Raw genomic sequence first — 18,782 nt, forward strand, 5'->3', positions numbered from 1 at the left:
CCTCGTCGCCCTCGTCGCCCTCGTCGTATTCGTCCTCGGCGTACTCGTCCTCGGGCTCCTCGCCTTCGGCCTCTCCTTCCGGGGCTTCCTGCTCCGGGGCTTCCTCCTCGGGCTCCTCCTCTTCGGGCTTTCGCCCCTTGGGCCGCTTGCGCAGAGCAGCAGCCGCGAGGCCTGTCGCAGAGCCAACCGTCTGGCCAGCCGTGTCGGTCGCCTTGCCAGCGGTTTCGGTCGCGGTTCCAGCCGCCTTGCCGGCGGCCTCCTTCGGGGCCTTGAGCCTTTCTGCCCGGTTCTGCAGGTTCTGGCTGAGGGAGCCGACGCCCTTTGCCGCCGCGGTGATCGCCGCCCCTCGGGCCGCTTGTGCAAGAGTTCCCGTGACCTGATCCACGAGGCGCTTGGCCTCCGGGGACGAATCGAGAACCTTCGTGGCCCTTCCGATGATGTCTCCCCGGTGGGTCATGAGTTGCCGGCCTCCGAGGGCCCCGGCCACCGTGATGGCCAGTTTCATTTTTCTGGTCCTGCCGAGCAGGTAGCCGCCGAGCAATACGGCCGCCATTTTCGCCCTACCGTCCACGGGAGCCTCCGTCCGTGTTAAGGCTGCATTTAGATATGTATTTGCTCCGTCCCAGAGCTGCGGCTCACCTGGAGTCGGGCTCCGAAGCGGAGCGTGCGCTGGAAAGCACATCGCGTTTCCGGCGTGACCTCACGATCCCACAGGGCCTCGCTGCCCGCTAGGGTGCAAAAGCGAGACAAGGCTCCTGACGGGCCTCGCGTACATGGACCCTCATTACCCGCGTACGGCGCCCTAAATCACCGGGTTTCTGCGCGACGGGTATGGACTTTTCCCGCGGCTGGGCGTACGAGAGGCGTCGGAGAAATGTGGTCCGTCGCGGACGTCGGGAGGGAAGCAGTCAGGCGCTCACGGCAACGCGGGCGAGCGGCTCGGCAACCGAGCTCCGACGTCTGGCGCGCGTGGGAGAAGCGCGGCGACACGGCAGGGTTGGCCCTGAGGGTCAACAGCGGTGCCGACGCGGGGCTTGCGCTCGGCGACCCGACGCTCGGCGCGACCCTCGTGGAAGGGCCGCTTCCCGCCGTCGTCGTTCTCCGGGCTCACCCGGGATGGGGGCCGCCGAAACGGGTGGGGACGAGGTCGGCCCGCTCGGCTCCAGAGCGCACGAGGCCGAGGATCACCTCGGCAACCTCCTCTGCCTTCTGCGGTTCGGGGGCCCCTGCGCGCCTCGTCGGTCCGGCCCCGGCGCGGAGAACGTGGTGGAACTCGGTCGCCGTGATGAACGGGTAGACGGTCGAGACCACGATGCCGGCGTCGGCGAACTCAGCCCGAGCGACGGTGGAGAGCGTGCTCAGGGCCGCCTTCGACGCGGCGTACGCGCCCGCTCCCGGCAGGGGCCGCAGGGCCGTGCCCGAACTGACGTTGACGATGCTGCCCGAGCCTTGCGATCGCATGGCCGGGAGCACCGCCTGCATCACGACGAGCGGCGCCACGACGTTGAGTTCGAGGATCGCCCGGAAGTCGTCTGGGTCCACGTCCTCGAGGGGCTCATGGAGGCCCTGGCCCGCGTTGTTGATGAGAATGTCCACGCGCCCGTACCGCTCGAGGGCCGTTTCAACGAGGTTCCTGACCTGGCCCTCCTCGGTCACGTCGCAGCGAACTGCGATCGCGTCGGGGAGCTGCTCCGCGAGGGCGCTGATCCGCTCGTAGCGCCGCGCGGCAAGTACCACTCGGGCGCCCGCCTCCGCTGCCGCGCGTGCCGTCGCCGCCCCGATGCCGGAGGAGGCGCCGGTGACGATCATCACTGCCCCGTTCAGGTCCATGTTCGATCCTCTCCCCGGCTCTCCGGCTCTGCGGCTCTCCGGCCGGCGATAGCACCCATTCTCAAGGAAACGACTTTCGCACGACGACGGGCGGCGGCCTCCCCGAGGGGAAGCCGCCGCCCGCCGTCGTCCGTGGTGCTAGCGCTTCTCGGTGAGCCGGCCGCCGGCGATCCGCAGGCGACGCTCCGCGCGGCGCGCGACCGCAGAATCGTGGGTGACCAGCACGATCGTCAGGCCCTGCCGCCACAGCCCTTCGAAGAGGTCCATGATCTCATCGCGGGTACCCTCGTCGAGGTTGCCAGTAGGCTCGTCGGCGAGGAGGACCTTCGGCTGCTTGGCAAGCGCCCGCGCGATCGCGACGCGCTGCTGCTGGCCGCCTGACAGTTCGCCCGGCCGGTGGCCCGCGCGGTCACCCAGGCCGACCGAGGCGAGGGCTTGGGCGGCCCGTTCCGCGCGCTCCGCCGGCTTGAGGTGGAGAGGCTCGAGGCCCATCTCGACGTTCTCCTGAGCCGTGAGGGTCGGGATCAGGTTGAACGACTGGAAGACGAACCCCACCTCGGTCGCGCGGATGTCCGCGAGTTCGCGGTCGTGGAGGCGCGAGATTTCGCGCCCCGCGAGGCGCACGGTGCCTTTCGTCGGGCGGTCGAGCGCGCCGAGCATCTGCAGGAGCGTCGACTTCCCGCCGCCCGTCGGGCCTTGGATCGCGACGAGCTGGCCGGCTGCGATCGAAAGCGACACGCCGTCGAGCGCGCAGACCTCACGCTTGTGCTGCTTGTATGTCTTGCCGACGTCGTCGAGCTGGAACATCGGGACCGTAGCCGATTGGCCCTCCGGAGCCGGCGCGACCGCCGGGTTCTGAATGCTGGTCTGTTCCTGCACGGGTTCCTCCGCTGCTCTGTTGTCGATGCTCATCAGGCCAAGCTCCTCAACGCCTCGGCGGGCTGGAGGCGAGCCGCGCGCCAGCCGCCGACGATGCCCGCGATCAAGCCGCCGAGAATCGCGATGCCCACGGCGATGAGGACGACGGCGGGCGTCACCGGGGCGCCCAGCGCAACGTGGGTCGCCGAGCCGCCCAGGCCGGCGAAGCCGCCGCCCCCTCCGCCGCCGAAGCCGCCGCCTGCCCCGTTTTGGCCTGCTGCGTTGCCGGCCGCGCGGGCGGCCGCGCCGAAGCCACGGGCGCCGCCGGCTCCCGCCGTGACTGTCGGGGCCACCATGTTGATGACGACGACGGCGATCAGGACCACCGCGATTCCCGCCACGCCGCCGATGAGCGACTGGACGAGGGATTCGCCGGCGACCTGCCGCACGATGCGGCCGTTGCGCCAGCCGATCGCCTTGAGCGTGCCGAACTCGCGGGTGCGCCGGGAGACGCCGGAGAGCGTCAGGAGCGCCGCGAGCAGGAAGGCCGCGGCGAGGACGGCGACCGAGAGCCACGTGCCGAGGCCCGAGATGAGGCTGGAGGCCGTCGAGAGCGAGCCGGAGACGTTCGAGGCGAGGTCGGCCTGCGTGTTGATCGTCTGCGACGGGAGTGCCTTCTGGAGGTCAGTCTTGAGCGTCGCGACCTGGTCCGAGGTCGAGGCTTGGACGTACACCGTGCTGACCTTGCCGGTCTCGGTCGAGAGGGTCTGTGCGACGTCGAGCGGGATGTAGACGTCCGCTGCGGTCTGCGAGTCGGAGCCGGTGGCCGAGACGATGCCGACGATCGTGAAGGTCTGGCCACCTACATTGATCGTCCCGCCGAGCGAGAGGTTCGCGGTGGTCGCGTACGCGGAGTCGATGACGGCGTTGTGCTGGCCGACGTCCTGGCTCCCGAGCGCGCGGCCCTTGGAGACGGTGGCCGAGGCGAGCGGCCCGACCTTGCCGGCGTTGCCGTCGACGCCGAGCACGCTGAACGAGTCGACGCCGAAGTTGCCGCCGAAGCGACGGCCTGCGCCGCTCTGTGACTGGCCTGTTTGCGACTGGCCCGTCTGGGATGGCGCCGTCGGTGCCGTGCCCGTGCTGTTCTGCTGCGCGACCTGGCCGTTCAGCGTGATGTTCGTGAGCGAGAGAGCCGCCGACGCGGCCTGCACGCCGGAAGTCTTCTGCACGGTAGCGAGCGACGTCGAGGCGAAGGTGGCAGAACCGCGGCCCGCGATCAGCCGGGACTGGTTGACCGACGTCGAGGAGCTCTGGCTGTTGTCGCCGCCCCCATTGAACTGGAAGCGCGGCCCCTGGGTGCCACCCGCGGTGGGCGCCGCCGGGGCCTGGGTGACGGTGATGTCGGTCCCGACGCCGTACACGCTTGCAAGGGCGGCCTTCTGTGCGTCGCGGACGCCGGCCGAGAGGGCGTTGACGACGATGACAAGGGCGATGGCCAATGCCAAGGCGATGGCGATGATGACGGTTTGTTTCCGTCTGCCTGACAGCTCGCGCCGCAGGTACCGAGCAAACATGGGTTCCTCCGTTGCGCGGACCCTCGCCGCGCCTAAGGAGACCGTAGGAAGCGAGCCTATGGCGGGGGCCGAAGGATGCTGTGCTCAGGCTGTGTCCCCCCTCCCGCTTGGTTTCGGGTACACCAACTCTCACTAGTTGGTGTACCCGAGTGGGTCCTGGGGGTGAGTTGGTGTACCCGAGTGGGTTCAGGGGGTGAGTTGGTGTACCCGAGTGGGTTCAGGGGGTGGTGGCGAGGGTCGGGACGGGGGCAGTCGACTCACGGACCACGAGCTGCGTTGCGAGTTCGACCCGGTGCGAATCGAGCTCCTCGCCCCGGGCCTGCCGCAGCAGGGTCCGCAAGGCGGTCCGGCCCATGTCGTGGAGGGGCTGCGCGACCGAGGTGAGGGCCGGGACCGAATCCTCGGCGAGGGCCGTGCCGTCGAACCCGACGAGGCTCAGCTCTTCGGGTACATGGATGCCGCGCCGCCGTGCTTCGCGGAGGACGCCGACGGCGATTGAATCGCTGCCGGCGAAGATCGCCGTGGGCCGCTCGTCGAGGGCGAGGAGCGCGGTCAGGCCCTCGACGCCGTGCTCCACGCGGAACCTCCCGTTCCGGATCAGCTCCGGGTCCACCTCGACGCCCCGTGACATGAGGGCGGACAGGTAGCCGTGGAGCCTGGCCTGATTGCACTCGGCGGAGTCTGGCCCGCCGAGATATGCGATCCGTCGGTGCCCGAGGTCGAGCAGGTGTTCGGCCGCAGCCTTGCCTCCAGCCCAGTTGGTTGCGCCGACGCTCACGACGTCGGACGGCGGCGGGTTGAGCGGGTCGATGACGACGACGGGGACACGTCGCCGCTGGAAGGCTGCGAGGTGGGACGCGGTGAGCGCCGACGTGACGACGATGATCCCGGATCGGTCTTCGTCGACTGTGCGCTGGGCCCGGCGCTCGAGGTCAAGGCTGCGCGAGGACACGTTGGCCGTGACGCTCAGCACCACCTCGACCCCGGCCGAGGCGGCCTGCGCGAGGATGCCGTCGAGGACTGACGAGGCGTAGTTCGAATTGATCGAGTCGAACGCCGCCTCGACAACGCCGGTGCGCGCCGTCGTCCTCCGCTGGCCGGGCGACTGATAGCCGGCTTCCTCGAGGGCGGCGAGAACCTTGGCGCGGGTCTCCGCCGCGACGTCCTCGCGTCCGTTGACGACCTTCGAGACGGTGGGAGTCGAGACGCCGGTCAGGCGCGCGATGGCGGCGAGGGTGGGCTTTCTGCCCGTGAGCGTCATGGGTGTCCTGAGCTTTCGAAAGAATTTCGCTGAGGGATAGTCTGCGAGACGTCAGGGGATCCGTCAATGCACCCAGAGACCTTTGGTTCAGGTCCTGAACTTTTTCTTCCCAACCCCTTGACCGTGACGCGAATCACGCCCTACGGTGACTTTGCTGCCGACAAGACGACGAAACATTTCGATACCTCGCCGGCAACTGCAAGCAAAGAACGACCGCCGAAAGCGGCGGGGGGCACCGCGTGGACGAGACGTCGGACGAGTCTCGTGGGAAGGGAGCAGAACATGACAGACCGGAGGCCGCTGCGTGTGGGCATGGTCGGGTACGCCTTCATGGGAGCCGCCCATTCGCACGCGTGGCGGACCGCGCCGAGGTTCTTCGACCTGCCGTTGGCCCCGGAGCTCGCCGCTGTGGCGGGGCGGGACCCGGAGCGGGTCGCGGCCGCGGCTGAGAAGCTGGGCTGGGAGTCGGCGGAGACGGACTGGCGCCGGCTCGTCGAGCGCGACGACATCGACCTGATCGACATCTGCACCCCGGGGGACACCCACGCGGAGATCGCGATCGCGGCGCTCGAGGCGGGCAAGCACGTGCTGTGCGAGAAGCCGCTGGCGAATTCGGTGGCCGAGGCCGAGCGGATGACGGACGCCGCGGAGGAGGCGGCGGCGCGCGGGGTCATGTCGATGTGCGGGTTCTCGTACCGCAGGACGCCGGCCCTGTCCTTGGCGAAGCGGCTCGTGGACTCGGGCGCGCTGGGGACGATCAGGCACGTGCGCGCGCAGTACCTCCAGGACTGGCTCACGGACGAGAACGCCCCGTTGACGTGGCGGCTGGACAAGTCCAAGTCCGGTTCCGGCTCGCTGGGGGACATCGGCGCCCACATCATCGACGCCGCCCAGTGGGTCACGGGGCAGGGCATCAGCGGGGTCTCGGCACTGCTGGAGACGTTCGTGAAGGAGCGGCCCATGGGCGGGGACTTCGTGGGCCTCGGCGGGGCGGGCCGCACGGGCGGGCCGAAGGGGCCGGTGACGGTCGACGACGCGGCGATCTTCTCGGCCCGGTTCGACGGCGGCGCGGCGGGAGCGGGCTCGGGTGCGATCGGGGTGTTCGAGGCAACGAGGTTCGCCTTGGGCCGGAAGAACGCGATGCGGCTCGAGCTCAACGGCTCGAAGGCCTCCCTCGCGTTCGACTTCGAGGACATGAACTCGCTGTGGTTCTACGACGCGGCCGAGGAGCCGAACGCCGGGTTCCGGCGGATCCAGGTCACCGAGCCCTCGCACCCGTACACGGGGCACTGGTGGCCGGTCGGCCACGGCCTGGGCTATGAGCACGCCTTCATCCACCAGGTGGTGGACCTCGTGGAGGCGATCGCGGCCGGGAAGCAGCCCGCGCCGTCGTTCGCGGACGCGCTCCAGGTCCAGCGCGTGCTGGAAGCCGTCGAAACGAGCGCCGCGGACGAATCACGCTGGACCAAAGTAGAAGAGGGAGCCTGAGCAATGACACGACCGATCACGCTGTTCACCGGGCAATGGGCCGACCTGCCGTTCGAGGAGGTCGCGCGGCTGGCCGGGGAGTGGGGCTTCGACGGGCTCGAGATCGCCTGCTGGGGCGACCACCTCGACCCGGTCCGCGCGGCGGAGGACGACGCGTACGTCCAGGACCGGCTGGACATCCTCAAGCGCAACGGGCTCGAGGTCTTCGCGATCGCGAACCACCTCACCGGCCAGGCCGTGTGCGACGACCCGATCGACGCCCGGCACCAGGGGATCCTCTCGGACCAGGTGTGGGGCGACGGCGACCCCGAGGGCGTGCGGGGGCGCGCGGCCGAGGTCATGAAGGCCACGGCGCGGGCTGCGGCGAAGCTCGGGGTCAAGACCGTCACCGGGTTCACGGGCTCCTCGATCTGGAAGGCGGTGGCGATGTTCCCGCCGGTCCCGGACGGGATGATCGACGCCGGGTACCAGGACTTCGCCGACCGGTGGAACCCGATCATGGACGTCTTCGACGAGGTCGGCGTCCGGTTCGCCCTGGAGGTGCACCCGTCCGAGATCGCGTACGACTACTGGACCGCCAAGCGCACCCTCGAGGCGATCGGGCACCGCGAGTCGTTCGGGCTCAACTTCGACCCCTCGCACTTCATCTGGCAGGACCTCGACCCGGTCATGTTCCTGCAGGACTTCGCGGAGAAGATCTTCCACGTCCACGTGAAGGAATCCATCCGCCAGCTCAACGGTCGCAACGGGCGCCTCGGCTCGCACCTGGCGTGGGCGGACCCCCGGCGCGGCTGGGACTTCGTCACCGCCGGGCACGGCCACGTCCAGTGGGAGCCGATCTTCCGCACGCTGAACGCGATCGGCTACGAGGGGCCCACGAGCATCGAGTGGGAGGACGCGGGCATGGACCGCCTCATCGGGGCACCGCAGGCGCTCGCCCTCGTGAAGCAGCTCGCCCAGATCGCCCCGCCCGCCGCAGCATTCGACGCCGCCTTCAGCAGCCGCTGACACGTTGCGCCGTCACGTCGGCAGGGTGCACACCCTGCGAAGGTGACGGCGCAACCTGGCTGGCCGAGCGTTCGGCGCCGTATTTGAGAACAAGCAAAGGACATCTGTGACAAGGACCAAGAACGCGCTCGTGGTGCGCGGGGGCTGGGACGGGCATCAGCCCGTCGAGGCCACCGACCTGTTCATCCCGCACCTCGAAGCTCACGGGTATGAGGTGCGGGTGGAGGAATCGCCCAAGGTCTACGCTGACGCCGAGTACATGGCGGGGGTGGACCTCGTGATGCAGTGCATGACGATGTCCACGATCGAGAAGGACGAGTTCGAGGGGCTCCGGGCCGCCGTCGAGAACGGCACCGGCCTGGCCGGCTGGCACGGCGGAATCGCCGACTCGTACCGGAACACCTCGGACTACCTGCACCTGATCGGCGGCCAGTTCGCGTGCCACCCGGGCAAGCATCCGGACGAGCGGATCGGCGAGCAGTCGGACAACTACGTCCCGTACACCGTGAACATGCTCCCGGCCGCCGCTTCGCACCCGATCACCGAGGGCATCGGGGACTTCGACCTCGTCACCGAGCAGTACTGGGTCCTGGCGGATGACTATATCGACGTCCTGGCCACCACGACCCAGAAAGTCCGCGAGTGGGACCCGTGGCACCGCGAGGTCACCTCGCCCGCCATCTGGACCAGGGAGTGGGGCGCCGGGCGGATCTTCGTCTGCACGCCGGGGCACAGGGTAGAAGTCCTACGGGACCCCAACGTCCGCACCATCATCGAAAGGGGCCTGCTGTGGGCGAGCCGGTGAACACCGAGAGGCCGATGAGGGTCGGCATCATCGGCTGCGGGAAGATCGTGGGCCAGTATCTGGCGAGCTTCCGTCAGCTTGAGGGCGTGCGGCTCGTTGCTGTCGCCGACATCGACATGGAGCGGGCGCGCGCCGTCGCTGCTGAGTGGAACGACGGCGGTGAGCACGACGGCGGTGTCCGCGCCGTGGGCGTCGAAGAGCTGCTGGCCTCGCCCGACGTCGACCTCGTCCTGAACCTGACCATCCCTGCGGCACATGCGGAGGTCGCGCTCAAGGCGATCGCGGCCGGGAAGTCCGTGTATGGGGAGAAGCCCCTCGCGGCGACCACGGTGGAGGCCCGCCGGGTGCTGGACGAGGCGCGCGAGGCGGGGGTCGTCGTCGGCTGCGCGCCGGACACGGTGCTCGGAACCGGCATCCAGACGGCGCGGAAGGCGATCGACGACGGCCTGATCGGCGATCCGGTGGCGGCGACCGCGACGATGGTCACCCCAGGCCACGAGCGCTGGCACCCGAACCCGGACTTCTACTACCAGCCCGGCGGCGGCCCGCTGCTGGACATGGGCCCCTACTATGTGTCGGCGCTTGTGACGCTTCTGGGCCCGGTCGTCTCGGTGACCGGGGCAGCTAGCCACACTCGCTCGGAGCGCGTGATCGGCTCGGGTCCACGGGCGGGGGAGAAGATTCCCGTGGAGATCGACACGCACGTCACAGGTGTGCTGGTGCACGAGTCGGGGGTGCTCTCGACCCTCGTGATGAGCTTCGACGCCGTCGCAACGCACTCGTCCAACATCGAGGTCCACGGTTCGATGGGGACCCTCGCCGTGCCCGATCCGAACCACTTCGACGGCGACACCCGCGTGTTCAGGCTCGGGGGCGCCGAGTGGGAGACGCTGCCCGTCTCGGCAGGGTATGTCGGTTCGGGGCGGGGTTACGGGATCGCAGACCTCGCGTCGACGCCGCCGGGAGAGGAGCCGCGCGCGGGAGGGACCCTGGCGTTCCACGTGCTCGACGTCATGGAGTCACTGCTCGACTCGGCCCACAGTGGCAAGGCCGTCGCGGTGACGAGCCGGGCCGAGCGGCCGAGCGCCGTCCCGCTGACGGATCGCAGGGGGTGAATCGCAGTGTCTGCGCAACTTCGGCACGTTCACTTTCCATCTTTTGCTTGCGCATCGTCAAAAGTCCTTCTAGGCTCACCTGTGAAGCAGCTCACTCGACGACCGCCTCCCTCCTCATCGACCGAGAGGACACCTGTATCGATGGCGTACCCAGTCCAGGTCGTCAGCATCCGCACTCGGCTGAAAGGTGAAAAGCCCACGAGATCCTAGAAAATCTGCAACATATGTGGGACTCAGTGCGAATGGGCTGACGTCGCCTTGGTTGGATTTGATCGGCATAACACTACAATTTCTGCGTTGCAAAGAAAGTCAACCTGCAAGGAAATAGCCTTTGCGCTCGGCTCTTTTAAATGTGGCGCATCGGAGCGCTTTCTAATCTCAATGAGGAGTACGGGGTCCGCGGCTTCGGCCGCTGATTCCATCGGAAGGAGTCATCAATGAATGGCAATTCGTCGACCCGCACGAACTTCAGCCGTCGTGGCTTTCTTGGCCTAGCCGGCGCCGCAGCATCAATCCCGCTCTTGGCTGCCTGCAACGGGGGGTCCAGCGGAGGCGGCGGCAGCAGCAAGCAGATCAAGTTCTGGAATATGCCGTGGGGCAACACTGCCTTCAACCCGCTCGACAAGAAGATCACGGAGGCCTACAAGCCCGCCAACGGCCTGCCGTCGGCGACCTACCAGGAGATCCAGTGGGCGAACTTCACCCAGACGTTCTCCTCCGCGGTGGCTTCCAACACCGGGCCGGCCGTGAGCTCTGGCGGTGGAACCCAGGCGTTCCAGTTCGAGTCGCAGGGCGCTATCGCCTACGCGGACAATCTGCTGAACAGCTGGAAGAACAACGGGCTGTACAACGACTTCCTGCCCGGCCTGCTCGACGCCATGAAGGTCCCCAAGGGCTACGCGGCCGTTCCGTACAACCTGGACATGCGCGTGCTGTGGTACAGCAAGTCGCTCCTCGCCCAGGCAGGGGCCAACGTTCCCACCGACTGGCAGTCGTTCCTCGACACGTGTGCCGCGCTGAAGAAGATCGGTGTCTACGGCTACGGTACGAGTGCGGGTGCTGGCAGCTTCACCGGCGGCCACATCCTGGTGAGCTGGATGATCAACAACGGCGGCGGCCTGTTTGATTCGAACCAGCAGCCCAACTGCGTCACGCAGGAGAACATCGACGCGATGAACTTCGTGCTCGAGTGCGTGAGCAAGGGCTACGTCGACCCGGCGAGCCCGACCTACACGAGCGCGAATGCCCAGTCGCAGTGGAAGGCGAAGAAGTTCGGCATGGGCTTCGACACTGCCGGTCTCGCGCAGAACGTGGGAGGGGACGCGCTCAACGATCTCGTCGTGGCGAGCCCGCTCACCAGCCCGAACGGGAAGAAGGGTGCTCTGTACTTCCCGAACAACATCATGATGTACAAGAACACCCCGAGCCAGCAGGGCTCCGAGGCGTTCCTCACCTACTACTACCAGAACATGAGCCCGCTCTGGACTCAGGCCACTGGTATCGGGCTCCCGCCGCTCAAGTCGATCACCCAGACGAAGGAGTTCCAGTCGAACGCCAACAACGTCAAGGTCATCAACGAGTGGCAGCCCATCTCGAAGACCTGGGCTGCCCCGGGCGGCACCGCGCTGTTCCTCGGAGTCACGACCGTTGACGGCACCCCGGCCATGGACACCTTCACCCAGTCGATCCTCGGCGGCAAGACCGACGCCAAGTCGGCGCTGACGACTCTTCAGAACGCCATCAAGGCGAACATGAAGTCCTAAGGAATGGGTGGGTCCCCCGGGCCTTTCCGGGGGACCCACTCGGCCTATCGTCGCCAGAGAGAGAGAAGTAATGTCGACAAGCTCCATCGCCGACCAAATGGGCCGCGCAAAGCGCGGCGTCGGTATCGCCGGCAGCGGCCGCTCGGCCGGGCCAAGAAAGAATAGGCGTCTTCGCGCCAAAGGCTGGACCTACATCATCTTCACGGCCCCGGCGCTCATTCTCCTGCTGCTGATCAACCTCTATCCGGTGATCTACGCCGCATACCAGTCCCTGCGAAATGGCACCCTGATCCAGGGCGGCGACTTTGTCGGGTTCGCCAACTATGTCAATACCCTCGTTTCGGGCAATCTGAGTCCCGCCTTCTGGCAGGCGGCGCTCTTCACGCTCATCTTCACCTTGGTCGGCGTCTTCGGCAGTTGGGTGATTGGGCTCGTGCTGGCACTGCTTCTCCGAACCCGCATACCGGCCGGCGGGGTGTTCAAGGTCCTCCTGCTCCTGCCTTGGATTGTGCCCGTCGTGGTGTCGGCATTCTCATGGAACTGGCTCGTGGCCACCCCTCAGAGTCCGTTCCCGATGCTGGCTCAGGCTCTCGGACTCGGGAACGTGCTCTTCCTCGCAAATCCAACCCTCGCCAAGGTCACGGTCTGCGTCTTCAAGGTCTGGATCAGCTTCCCCTTCATGATGATGATGATGAGTTCGGCGCTCGCCTCCGTGGACAACAATGTCTACGAGGCCGCGAAGGTTGACGGCGCTGGCAGCTGGCAGGCCTTCACCCAGATCACGCTTCCGCTGATCTCGCGCTCGACGTACATCAGCTGGATTCTGATGACGATCTTCTGCGTCAACGACTTCCCGACGATCTTCCTGCTGACAGGCGGCGGCCCCGTGGGCTCCACGACGTCGCTTGTCGTCCTTGCCTACCGCACGGTCTTCGAGAACTTCCAGGTCGGTCCTGGCGTTGCGATCGCCTTCATGACCACCATCGTCCTGATCGTGGTCTCTGTCCTTCTTTACCGCCAGATTCGAAAGGCGAGCGTCGAATGACCATCGAAACCGTACGCGCGTCGGCTCAGTCGACCCCACGCGGGCCAAATGCCCGGCGGCGCCGGCTGGAAGAGGCCGGTATGCGCGGGCGCTGGTGGCGCTTCCTGCTCATCCTGGTCATCACCGCCGTCGTCCTCGTGCCGATTGTCGCGATCTTCTTCCTCTCACTGCAGCCCTCGCTCGGCAGCACGACCACCTCGGCGTTCACGTTCGAGAACTTCACGAATGTGTTCACCCAGACCGGCGTGCTGACCTGGCTGGACAACAGCCTCCTCGTCACCGTCGTGACGGTGATCGTCTCGGTGGTGGTCGCTGCGCCCGCGGGGTATGTGCTCTCGCGGGGCCGCAACAAACTCGTGTCCGGATTCTCGCTCGTGCTCTTCATCGTGCAGTCCCTGCCGGTGGTCACGGCCGTCATCCCGCTCTTCATCCTGTTTGCCCAGCTCGGCCTGGTCGACAACCTGACCGGCGTCATGATCATCTACGTCGGTTCCACGATGTCGGTCGCAATCTGGATGATGGCTGCCTACTACGACTCCATCCCGATCGCCTTGGAGGAGGCGGCCTGGATCGACGGGGCTTCAGTGTTCGGCGGCTTCACCCGCGTGGTGCTGCGCAACTCGCTCCCGGGCATTCTCTCGACGGCAGTCTTCGCCTTCCTGCTCGCCTGGAACGACTATCTGGTGGCGCTGGTGTTCCTTCGCTCGGACGTCAACTACACGTTCCCGGTCGGCCTGGAGACGTTCTTCCAGCAGAACGCCACCGACTGGGGCCCGGTCTCGGCGTGTGCAGTGATCATGATGCTTCCGCCGATCCTCCTGTTCTCCGTGCTGAACAAGTACTTCAGCGTCGGCGGCATCGGCGGGTCGCTCGCGGGACGCTAAGCCCCGCGGAACACGCAGAGCAAAGGTCGAGGTCTTCGGGCAGGTGGTGATGAACCATCCGCCCGAAGGCCTCGACCTTTGTTCTGCAAGCGCCCTTGATGGCGAACGTACAGCGCGTTGATGCGGAACGTACCGTCTGTCGTGTGCTTTCAACCGGACAGCCCGACCAGGCCTGGGCCTGGTCGGGCTGCTGAGTCGGGCTGGACTGACGAGGGGAGCCGGGCTACTGCGTGCCGGCGACGAGTGCGGCGTCAGCCGCGAAGTTGCCCAGGTCGCCCGAGGCCTGCCCGGCTTGGGCGAGGGCGTGCAGGCGCCGCCAAGCCGCCCGGTGCGCCGTCTCCCACTCGGTCGGCAGGAGGGTCGCGCCCTCGGGCCCCGAAACGGTGACCCTTCCCGGGGCAGCGGTCGCCGGTCCGGGCAGGGCGAGCGCGACCGCATGCTGCGGCTTGATGAGGCGCAGCGCTGCGGAGGTGGGGAGGGCGTCCGTAAGGACCGCGGTCAGACTGGCCTGCGCACCGCTGGCAAGTTGCGCCAGGGCGTCGTAGCCGTGGCGGTTTCGCCTCGCATAGGTGAGGCTCACCACCGGTTCCACGGCCGCGCGGATGAGCGCCAGCTGAGCCAGCAGCACCTGATCCAGGTCGGCTCCGGCCGCGGCGTTGACGCGCGCCTCCAGGAGGCTGTTCTCATCATGGTGGGCCGCGAAATGGGGCGCCGCGGCGTCCACGGCCGGGTTGTGCGCCCATTCGGTATCGAGAACGACAGGCACGCTCGAAGCCTGCGCCCGGTCCCTGAGTGCGGTCACGTCAGCGATGGAAGGACCGATGACCATGAGGCCGCGGGCACCGGAGGACAGGGATTCCAGGGCCTTCTCGGTCCAGCCTCTTGTGCCGGCGATCGCGACGAGCGCGGGAGTCCCGCCGTCCGCGGGGTGGAGAGAGACCGGCAGGGAGGCGACGACCTGGGGGACGCCGCCGCTCGCGTCAGCTTCGGGCGAGGAGAGGACGGTGAGCTGCTGAGTCATAGGGATGCTTCTTTCGTGGGAGCAGTGGTGGCCAGGACGGCAGCGGAGGCCGTGTCGGCGATTTCGAGGGCGAAAGTGAGGTCATGGATGAGTTCGGTGACGTCGACGGGCGCCGCCTTCCCGGTCGCCAGATCGGCGAGGTAGCGCCACTCGGACTCGTACCCGTTGGAGAGGTAGGGGCCGTACACCTCGGATTCGCCCGCGCGGCTGATGGTCGCAGTGGCGGAGCCGGCCTGGACGTACGAGGGCGTGAAGTCGATCCGGAGCGATGCCGCATCCCCGATGGCCTCGAAGGTCCATTCGGGCTCCCAGCTCTGGGTGTTGATCCCGAACACCTGTACGTTCCGGTCGCCGATGCGCAGGTTGATCAGGTACCCGGATGGATCCGGGACGTGACATGAGAGGACTTCGAGGTCGGTGAAGTCCGGGCAGAAGGCACGTACGAGGGGAAGGTCATGGATCGCCAGCCCCATGATGCCGCCGCGGATCATCCCGGCGGCGACCTCGGGGTCGCGGCGATCCCGCTGGGGCGACTCGGGACGGGTGATCACCTCCGTGGCGAAGTCCTCGAAGCGGGGATTGGGCGGCAGGACGATCGAGTAGCGGATCGTGTGGGCCGTTTCCAGCAGGTCGCCCCAGTGCTCCTTCGCCGCGAGCCATCCGGGGTCGAACGTGTGCATCGCCCCGACGATGATCGGCACGCCGGTCTCTTGGGAAACAGCCGCGATCTGCTCGGCCTCGGCCTGGCTCATCGCGAAGGGCTTCTCGCAGAGGACCGCCTGCTTCCCTGCGCGGCAGGCCGCGATGACCTGCTCGGCGTGGAACTGGTGGGGGCTGCACACGACCACAAGCTGGACAGACTCATCCGTGAGGAGATCGTCCATGCTCGTGGTCCACGCGGCGCCGACCCTTCCGGCCACCGACTCCGCGATCTGCGGGTCGACGTCCATGATCTTCGCGACGTGGAACACGTCCCGCAGCCGCGAGAGGGTCGGCAGGTGGATGGCCTGGGTTACGGGGCCGGCGCCGAGGATGCCGACGCCAAGGGTAGATGTTCTCAAGGTATTCACGGTTTCTCCGTTCGCTGGCAAGGCTCGCACCTGATCCCCGGTGTCACGGGTCGTTCTCGCTCTCGTCACCTGTGGGGCGGTGCGGCGAGTGCTGCCGTGGTGTGATCCGGACAACATCTAAAAGGTACGTAGGAGTTTACCTTTCGCGCAAGACGGCTCCATCTCAGGGGTAGGCTCCATGGCATGACCTCGTCCTCGTTCAGCCCTCCCGGGACGTACAAACGCAGCCCTCGGGGGCCCTATAAGAAGGGGATCGAGCGCCGCCGCGAGGTCGTCTCGGTAGCAATGGAGGTGTTCGGGCAGCATGGCTTCAAGGGCGGCACTCTGCAGCAGGTTGCGGAGCGTGTGAGCCTGACTCCGGCCGCGATCGTCAAGCTGTTCGGGAGCAAGGAGGGCCTGCTGATCGCCGTCCTCGAGCATTGGGACGTGGTCACTTCCCAAGTCATGGGCTCCCCCAACCGCGGCTACGAACTCCTCGACGCGTTCAAGAAGCTCATGAAGTACCACACCGAGCATCGGGGCCTGCTCGAGCTCTACACGACGATGGCGGCGGAGGCGACGTCCGGAGAGCACCCAGCGCACGAGTTCATGACGGAGCGCTATCGCGCCACCCTTGCCACCTTGCGCGGCCTCTTCCGGGACGCCGTTGAAGACGGGCGGTTCCGCCCCATGACAGAGGACGAGGTCGCGGGCGAAGCCGAGTGTCTGCTCGCCACGATGGACGGGCTCGAGATCCAGTTCTTGCTGAACCCTGCCTTCGACCTCGAACGCTCCTTCGCGGCGTTCGTCGATCGTCTGGTCGCCCGACTTTCTCTCGTCCGGCCGGCGGGTTCCTGACGCCGACCCGCCTGCGCTCGCCGAAGGAGTGCAGTCACCGGCGGACCGAAGAGGGGCGCCGACGCTGCTCGTGGGTTTAGCCCAGCAGCTCGTAGGGCGCCGCCAGGGCCCGCCGGATGGCGGCTCCCGCTGCGCCGCGGAGCGCCGCCGTCGTGCCCAGCTCCGAGAAGGCGACGGCCTCCTCGGCGATGACCCCGGGGGCGAAGCCGTCGAGGCTGCTGAGCAGGGCTGGCCGAATCCAGGGCGCCAGCGCCGCGAAGTGCCCACCGAGCACGACCGCGGAGACGTCGACCACTCGGGCGGAGGAGACGACGGCGATGCCGAGGTAGTGCCCCGCGCGTTCGGCGGCGGTGATGGCCTGGGCGTCCCCCGCCTCAAGCGAAGCCTGGAGAGCGGCCATGCGGGCCGCCGTCGTGCTTCCGCCGTCGGTGATGCCCGCGGCGGCGAGGATCGCCTCCTGGCCTGCGACGGTCTCGAGGCACCCTCGCCCGCCGCACGAGCATCGCCGGCCGGCCGGTTCGACGACGACGTGCCCCACCTCGCCCGCGTGGCCGCCCGGTCCCGAGAACAGCTCCGACCCCATGACGAGGCCGCCGCCCACGCCGACTTCACCCGAGACGTAGAGGTACGAGCCGAGCGACATCCCTTGCCCGTACCACAGTTCGGCGAGGGCGGCGCTGTCCGCCTCGTTGGAGAGGACGACGCCGAAAGGCGCCTGGGGGACGAGCTCGCCAAGCGAGGGGGCCAGGTCCGCGTTGCGCCAGCCGAGGTTCGGGGCGTTGAGGACGACGCCGCGCGCCGGATCGACGAGGCCCGGCACGGCGAGGCCGCCGCCGAGGAGTGTCATTCCCGCCTCGGCGGCCGCGGCGACGCAGCGCTCGACGATCAGCGAGAGTTCGGCTACGACCTCGTGTGGCGCCCTGCCGCGATTCACCGCCTCCGCGACCTCGTGGAAGCGAAGCGCGCCGTGGAGGTCCACGACGCCGACTGCAAGGTAGTCGACGTTCACCTCCGCCCCGAGGGCTCCTCGCCGCGCATCGAGCGCGAGGCCGACGCCCGGACGGCCGCGCTCGCCGGCACGCGTGACTCCGAGCTCTTCGACGAGCCCGGTCTCGAGGAGCTCGGCGACGAGGCTTGAGACGGAAGCCTTGGTCAGGCCGGTTGCGGTTGCGATGTCCGCACGGGTTGCCCTCGCCTCCGGGCCGATGCTGCCGAGCACGAGAGCGAGATTGCGGCGTCGAACATCGCCGACGCGCCCCGGCGCCAGAGTGGCGCCACCGTCATGCCCACGCATGCCCGTCCTTCCCGAAGACCATTGACCAAGTTCACCACGGCCCATATAGTTTAGAACACATACTAATTCTTCTTCCCTTCGGAAACCTAGCCCGACGAGGTGCGAGACATGACCCTGACCCCCACGCCCGCTGACAAGTTCACCTTCGGCCTCTGGACCGTCGGCTGGACCGGCAACGACCCGTTCGGCGTCCCGACCCGCGCCGACGTCGACCCGGTCGAGGCCGTCCACAAGCTCGCCGAGTTCGGCGCCTACGGGATCACGTTCCACGACAACGACCTCGTCCCGTTCGGCGCGAGCGCGAACGAGCGCGACCTCATCCTCAAGCGCTTCCGCTCAGCCCTCGAGGAGACGGGGCTCAAGGTCCCGATGGTCACGACCAACCTCTTCAGCCACCCGGTCTTCAAGGACGGCGGCTTCACGTCCAACGACCGCTCGGTGCGCCGCTTCGCCCTCGCGAAGGTCCTGCGCAACATCGACCTGGCGGCGGAGCTCGGCGCCGAGACGTTCGTGATGTGGGGCGGTCGCGAGGGGTCCGAGTACGACGGCTCGAAGGACCTCAACGCGGCGCTCGACCGCTACCGCGAGGGTGTCGACACGGCCGCCGCCTACATCAAGGAGAAGGGCTACGGACTTCGGATCGCTCTCGAGCCCAAGCCGAACGAGCCGCGCGGCGACATCCTCCTCCCCAGCGTCGGCCACGGCCTCGCGTTCATCGCCCAGCTCGAGCACGGCGACATCGTGGGCCTCAACCCCGAGGTTGGCCACGAGCAGATGGCCGGCCTCAACTTCACGCACGGCATCGCCCAGGCGCTCTGGGCTGGCAAGCTCTTCCACATCGACCTCAACGGACAGCGCAGCATCAAGTACGACCAGGACCTCGTGTTCGGCCACGGCGACCTCACGAGCGCGTTCTTCACGGTGGACCT

General features: G+C 67.7%; 17 protein-coding genes. 9 read left to right on the forward strand and 8 right to left on the reverse strand.

Annotated features, from left to right (window positions below):
• The 5 genes from V7053_RS11405 to V7053_RS11425 form a co-directional block, all read right to left on the reverse strand.
• On the reverse strand, positions 1-505 hold a 505-nt coding region (locus V7053_RS11405), incomplete at its 3' end, for a hypothetical protein (protein ID WP_334172392.1).
• Positions 506-1,107: 602 nt separating this feature from the next.
• Positions 1,108-1,830, reverse strand: coding sequence for an SDR family NAD(P)-dependent oxidoreductase (locus V7053_RS11410; protein ID WP_334172393.1), 723 nt, complete (start codon positions 1,828-1,830; stop codon positions 1,108-1,110).
• Between the two features lie 138 nt (positions 1,831-1,968).
• A complete protein-coding gene (locus tag V7053_RS11415; RefSeq protein WP_334172407.1) occupies positions 1,969-2,637 on the reverse strand; it encodes an ABC transporter ATP-binding protein in 669 nt (222 codons plus the stop codon).
• Positions 2,638-2,741: 104 nt separating this feature from the next.
• Positions 2,742-4,262: an ABC transporter permease gene (locus V7053_RS11420; protein ID WP_334172394.1), complete on the reverse strand. Its 1,521-nt coding sequence runs from the start codon at positions 4,260-4,262 to the stop codon at positions 2,742-2,744.
• Between the two features lie 217 nt (positions 4,263-4,479).
• The gene (locus tag V7053_RS11425; RefSeq protein WP_334172395.1) at positions 4,480-5,523 is read right to left on the reverse strand and encodes a LacI family DNA-binding transcriptional regulator; all 1,044 of its coding nucleotides are present in this window, start codon (positions 5,521-5,523) and stop codon (positions 4,480-4,482) included.
• Between the two features lie 282 nt (positions 5,524-5,805).
• Here V7053_RS11425 and V7053_RS11430 point away from each other — a divergent pair, with 282 nt between their 5' ends.
• The 7 genes from V7053_RS11430 to V7053_RS11460 all read left to right on the forward strand — a co-directional run bounded on the left by V7053_RS11430 (position 5,806) and on the right by V7053_RS11460 (position 13,631).
• Positions 5,806-7,011, forward strand: a complete 1,206-nt coding sequence (locus V7053_RS11430; RefSeq protein ID WP_334172396.1) for a Gfo/Idh/MocA family protein — start codon at positions 5,806-5,808, stop codon at positions 7,009-7,011.
• A 3-nt stretch (positions 7,012-7,014) separates the two neighbouring features.
• The gene (locus V7053_RS11435; protein ID WP_334172397.1) at positions 7,015-8,019 is read left to right on the forward strand and encodes a sugar phosphate isomerase/epimerase family protein; all 1,005 of its coding nucleotides are present in this window, start codon (positions 7,015-7,017) and stop codon (positions 8,017-8,019) included.
• A 106-nt stretch (positions 8,020-8,125) separates the two neighbouring features.
• Complete coding sequence (locus V7053_RS11440) at positions 8,126-8,824, forward strand: ThuA domain-containing protein (protein WP_334172398.1); 699 nt, start codon at positions 8,126-8,128, stop codon at positions 8,822-8,824.
• Between the two features lie 14 nt (positions 8,825-8,838).
• Complete coding sequence (locus tag V7053_RS11445) at positions 8,839-9,939, forward strand: Gfo/Idh/MocA family protein (protein WP_334172408.1); 1,101 nt, start codon at positions 8,839-8,841, stop codon at positions 9,937-9,939.
• Positions 9,940-10,376: 437 nt separating this feature from the next.
• On the forward strand, positions 10,377-11,702 hold the full coding sequence (locus V7053_RS11450; RefSeq protein WP_334172399.1) for an ABC transporter substrate-binding protein: 1,326 nt from the start codon (positions 10,377-10,379) through the stop codon (positions 11,700-11,702).
• 70 nt (positions 11,703-11,772) lie between these two features.
• A complete protein-coding gene (locus tag V7053_RS11455; RefSeq protein ID WP_334172400.1) occupies positions 11,773-12,747 on the forward strand; it encodes a carbohydrate ABC transporter permease in 975 nt (324 codons plus the stop codon).
• Positions 12,744-13,631 (forward strand): carbohydrate ABC transporter permease, encoded by an 888-nt coding sequence (locus tag V7053_RS11460; RefSeq protein WP_334172401.1) that lies wholly within the window; start codon positions 12,744-12,746, stop codon positions 13,629-13,631. The genes V7053_RS11455 and V7053_RS11460 overlap by 4 nt, the downstream gene beginning before the upstream one ends.
• Positions 13,632-13,854: 223 nt before the next feature.
• Here V7053_RS11460 and V7053_RS11465 read toward each other — a convergent pair whose 3' ends face one another.
• Positions 13,855-14,652 carry a hypothetical protein gene (locus V7053_RS11465; protein WP_334172402.1) on the reverse strand — a complete coding sequence of 266 codons (798 nt, stop codon included), beginning with the start codon at positions 14,650-14,652 and terminating at the stop codon, positions 13,855-13,857.
• Positions 14,649-15,713 (reverse strand): Gfo/Idh/MocA family protein, encoded by a 1,065-nt coding sequence (locus V7053_RS11470; RefSeq protein ID WP_334172403.1) that lies wholly within the window; start codon positions 15,711-15,713, stop codon positions 14,649-14,651. The genes V7053_RS11465 and V7053_RS11470 overlap by 4 nt, the downstream gene beginning before the upstream one ends.
• A gap of 192 nt (positions 15,714-15,905) precedes the next feature.
• Between V7053_RS11470 and V7053_RS11475 the strand changes: the two genes are divergently transcribed.
• Positions 15,906-16,559, forward strand: coding sequence for a TetR/AcrR family transcriptional regulator (locus V7053_RS11475; protein ID WP_334172404.1), 654 nt, complete (start codon positions 15,906-15,908; stop codon positions 16,557-16,559).
• A gap of 76 nt (positions 16,560-16,635) precedes the next feature.
• Here the strand turns inward: V7053_RS11475 and V7053_RS11480 are convergent, their stop codons facing one another.
• A complete protein-coding gene (locus V7053_RS11480) occupies positions 16,636-17,853 on the reverse strand; it encodes an ROK family transcriptional regulator (protein ID WP_334172405.1) in 1,218 nt (405 codons plus the stop codon).
• 108 nt (positions 17,854-17,961) lie between these two features.
• Here V7053_RS11480 and xylA point away from each other — a divergent pair.
• Positions 17,962-18,782 (forward strand): xylose isomerase (gene xylA / locus V7053_RS11485; protein WP_334172406.1); only part of this gene is annotated, 821 nt, incomplete at its 3' end.

Source organism: Sinomonas sp., assembly GCF_036848755.1.
In the GTDB taxonomy this organism is placed as follows: Bacteria; Actinomycetota; Actinomycetes; order Actinomycetales; family Micrococcaceae; genus Sinomonas.

Coding starts and splice junctions, on each gene's coding strand:
- V7053_RS11410 (WP_334172393.1), bottom strand. CDS start 1,830: ATGGACCTGAACGGGGCAGTGATGATCGTCACCGGCGCCTCCTCCGGC.
- V7053_RS11415 (WP_334172407.1), bottom strand. CDS start 2,637: ATGTTCCAGCTCGACGACGTCGGCAAGACATACAAGCAGCACAAGCGT.
- V7053_RS11420 (WP_334172394.1), bottom strand. CDS start 4,262: ATGTTTGCTCGGTACCTGCGGCGCGAGCTGTCAGGCAGACGGAAACAA.
- V7053_RS11425 (WP_334172395.1), bottom strand. CDS start 5,523: ATGACGCTCACGGGCAGAAAGCCCACCCTCGCCGCCATCGCGCGCCTG.
- V7053_RS11430 (WP_334172396.1), top strand. CDS start 5,806: ATGACAGACCGGAGGCCGCTGCGTGTGGGCATGGTCGGGTACGCCTTC.
- V7053_RS11435 (WP_334172397.1), top strand. CDS start 7,015: ATGACACGACCGATCACGCTGTTCACCGGGCAATGGGCCGACCTGCCG.
- V7053_RS11445 (WP_334172408.1), top strand. CDS start 8,839: ATGAGGGTCGGCATCATCGGCTGCGGGAAGATCGTGGGCCAGTATCTG.
- V7053_RS11450 (WP_334172399.1), top strand. CDS start 10,377: ATGAATGGCAATTCGTCGACCCGCACGAACTTCAGCCGTCGTGGCTTT.
- V7053_RS11455 (WP_334172400.1), top strand. CDS start 11,773: ATGTCGACAAGCTCCATCGCCGACCAAATGGGCCGCGCAAAGCGCGGC.
- V7053_RS11460 (WP_334172401.1), top strand. CDS start 12,744: ATGACCATCGAAACCGTACGCGCGTCGGCTCAGTCGACCCCACGCGGG.
- V7053_RS11465 (WP_334172402.1), bottom strand. CDS start 14,652: ATGACTCAGCAGCTCACCGTCCTCTCCTCGCCCGAAGCTGACGCGAGC.
- V7053_RS11475 (WP_334172404.1), top strand. CDS start 15,906: ATGACCTCGTCCTCGTTCAGCCCTCCCGGGACGTACAAACGCAGCCCT.
- V7053_RS11480 (WP_334172405.1), bottom strand. CDS start 17,853: ATGCGTGGGCATGACGGTGGCGCCACTCTGGCGCCGGGGCGCGTCGGC.